Annotated in this window: 2 protein-coding genes and 1 pseudogene; 1 reads left to right on the top strand and 2 read right to left on the bottom strand. The window is 38.1% G+C overall.

Annotation, left to right across the window (positions count from 1 at the left end; genetic code table 11):
- Positions 1-477: 477 nt before the first annotated feature.
- A complete protein-coding gene (locus AAG834_RS13570; RefSeq protein WP_342032434.1) occupies positions 478-1221 on the bottom strand; it encodes a hypothetical protein in 744 nt (247 codons plus the stop codon).
- 161 nt (positions 1222-1382) lie between these two features.
- Between AAG834_RS13570 and AAG834_RS13575 the strand changes: the two are divergent.
- A pseudogene (locus AAG834_RS13575) lies at positions 1383-1628 on the top strand (IS1595 family transposase); the annotation flags it as partial.
- Positions 1629-1688: 60 nt separating this feature from the next.
- Here the strand turns inward: AAG834_RS13575 and AAG834_RS13580 are convergent.
- Positions 1689-2630: a hypothetical protein gene (locus AAG834_RS13580; protein ID WP_342032435.1), complete on the bottom strand. Its 942-nt coding sequence runs from the start codon at positions 2628-2630 to the stop codon at positions 1689-1691.
- Positions 2631-2991: the final 361 nt, after the last annotated feature.

Raw genomic sequence — 2991 nt, forward strand, 5'->3', positions numbered from 1 at the left:
GGAGGTGGCGGTGATTTCTACGCGGTAGGCTGTATTGGCGGCTTCGGAGGCGGTGAAAGAACGAACGGAGAGGGACGGGGAGAAACGGGCGAAGGTGAGGTGGTAGGATTGGCGGGCAGTCATGGCGATCTGGATGATTTATGATGAAAGTTTAAACATAAATCAAAAAAGCGAATAAGACAAACGGATAATGATGAACGGTAAAAATGTTGTATAGATGGTTTTTAAAGTTCTGAAAATAACAAGGATGATGAATGAAAGAGGTCGTTTGAAAGTTTTTCAGACGACCTCTTTCAAAGTTGGGTTTTCAACTCAACCTATGACTGCTGTCTTTATTTCAAGAAAGGTTTCGAAATCAGGTACATGCCATTTTTACGATGGACCCCAAATAACCAAAGGGACATGTAAAACAAGATATAAATTTAGATGATATTAATCAATATTGAGTTTTAAAACAACCTAGATTTACTATTTAATTTATGAAGGATATAGTTTACTACCAATTGGATTGTCTCCATTGTGATAGATGTCTTTATAAATGTAAACGATCGAGAAACCTTTAGGATAATTTAGTTGCATTTTTCTAATATGTTCATCAAAAACTTCAAATTCCATGATTACATTGGAATGGATAATAGAAGAATATTTAAACGATGTATGTAAGGTTGGTTTATTGCTGTAATTTGAGTTATAAATTCTATATTTTGTTTCTATCTTTTGTAATTTTATGATTTTTTGTCTTTCGAAGTCTTTCTCAGATATAAAATTAGACAAATTATATGTAGTATCAAAATATAAAGTTAAAAATGGGTCTTTTTGGAAATTTTGAGGTATCATTAGGGTTACTTTTGATTTTGTAAGGATGTATCTTTTAAAGCCATTTTTTTGAATATCCTCCTCAATCCCAATACCTTCTTTTTCCCATTTTTTAATATCTTCCTCATCTAATATTTGATCATTCATGACCCCTATTGCTATATTCAACATATAAAAGAAGTTTTCTTTTTCAAAAGCAATTTCTTGGCTATTCATATGAACCTCACTTTTTGTTACTTTATTGATTGGAGTTAATAGCTTAGTATCAGGCTTCTGTTGTCTGTTTTCTAAAAATGTATCAGTACGTTTCTCCTTCACTCGGTTCTTTTGCTCATCATGTTCGGACTGAGTGCAAGCAATAAAAAATAAAAAACAACAAGATAATGTGATTTGTTTAATTTTCATAATATATCTCTTAGAAATGTTAGCTACCCGTTACAGACCAATGAGGATTATCTCTCTTTCTTTTTGGGGCTGTACTAGATTAGCAGATATGTTATCCTTAAAATATAAAGATAACGCTCTGAAAATTAAAGAAAAAAGCATGGAATAGCTACTCTGTTTTTGTGTTCGAGGTTACCGCCCGTTCTGCTGCCGATATTTTGGGTATCCATCCCAATTCGGCAGTCCTGTTCTAACGCAATATCCGCATGGTCATCAGCCATTATCTAGCCTTGGCTGCTGATGAAGTTTTTGAGGGTTCTATCGAGTTGGACGAAAGCTATTTCTGCGGACGGCGCAAGGGTAGATGTGGTCGTAGTGCAGCAGGAAAAGAGTTTGTCTTTGGCGTTCTGAAACACAACGGACGGGTCTGCCAGATACCTCAAGATATTGGATTTCAACCTATGCTATGCTTGTTCGCCCCATATCAATCAGCGGGAACCGTCGCGTGGGAGTGCTATTAAAGGAGGAACAGGCGGGTCTTGATAGCTTTCGTCGATTTCAAAGCCTGCTGCGCGGGCTTTGTCTTCCATTTTTTTCCTTTCCTTTGATCTTAAGCGGAGCTCTTTATCCAAGGCTTCGCGGTAGCCCGGTTTGCCAAATTCTTCTTGTACATGTAACCGGAGGAAATCCCAATATGCTTTTACGGTAATTTGCAGAGCATACTGACCGTTGCCGTATTGGTCACGATATTGTTCTGAGTTATCCTTACCAAGCATAAACTCCACAAGCACACCCTCCGCATATAGAGTCCCTATCTGAGCTAAGTTGGGCAGTTTCTTCCATTCCTCAGGGGTTAGTTCAATAGCGGTGGGAATGCCGGTTATCGGTTTTGCTTTAATTCTACTGTTTTCCACTTCAAAAAAGGCGGCGGCATTTTTACGGTCGTGCTTAATCCTTGGTGCGCTGTGGGAAATCAAATCTGTCCAACCGGCTTGATGCATCTGCCTGATCAGATTGTAGAAATTATGTCTTGCTTCTTCGTCACTGACGTTGCTGCTTTTGCCGAGGTCAGAAAACATGTCAAATTGATTAACACCTAAGAACGGGTTATGACTTCGATTTTCATATGCGGTAATACTGCGTACATGAGGTATTTTAAAAGTATGTTTGCCGTGTTCAAAGACAACGGTTTTTTTCTGATTAAAGTCTATTTCATATTGATTGACATTAAAAAACTCTGAGTCGTCAGAAGGTCCTGCATAATTTTCGGGGAATCTGTTAACAAAATGTTTGCTGGATTCCGGCAGGGTAATGGACACCGTGTCGGGCAGGTTGTTTTTTGACGTCTCTTTTAACAGGGGAATACATCCTCCCGATAAGAAGATGATGGTGGCGAATGAAATTATTTTATTTATCCAATTTTTAGGCATGGTTATTGTCCGTCTTTTGTGATTTAAATCTGTATTAAAGGTAGGCGCAAAGACAATAAGGCAACTGCCAATAATTTTTTCATTTTTTGCTTATCTTTGGGTTGGCGTCTATTTTTTAAAATACTGCTAGATGAAAGTCTGAACATAAATCAAAAAGCCCAAAAGGACAAATGGGTGATGATGAGTGGTAAAGATGTCGTGTGAATGGTTGTTATAGTGGATTAACTTTAAACTAGTACGGCGTTGCCTCGCCTTAGCTCAAAGAGAACGATTCTCTAAGGTGCTGAAGCACCAAGTGAATCGGTTCCGTACTATCTGTACTGTCTGCGGCTTCGTCGCCTTGTCCTGATTTAAAGTTAAT

This window comes from Neisseria sp. Marseille-Q2251, assembly GCF_940793045.1.
Taxonomy (GTDB): Bacteria; Pseudomonadota; Gammaproteobacteria; order Burkholderiales; family Neisseriaceae; genus Neisseria.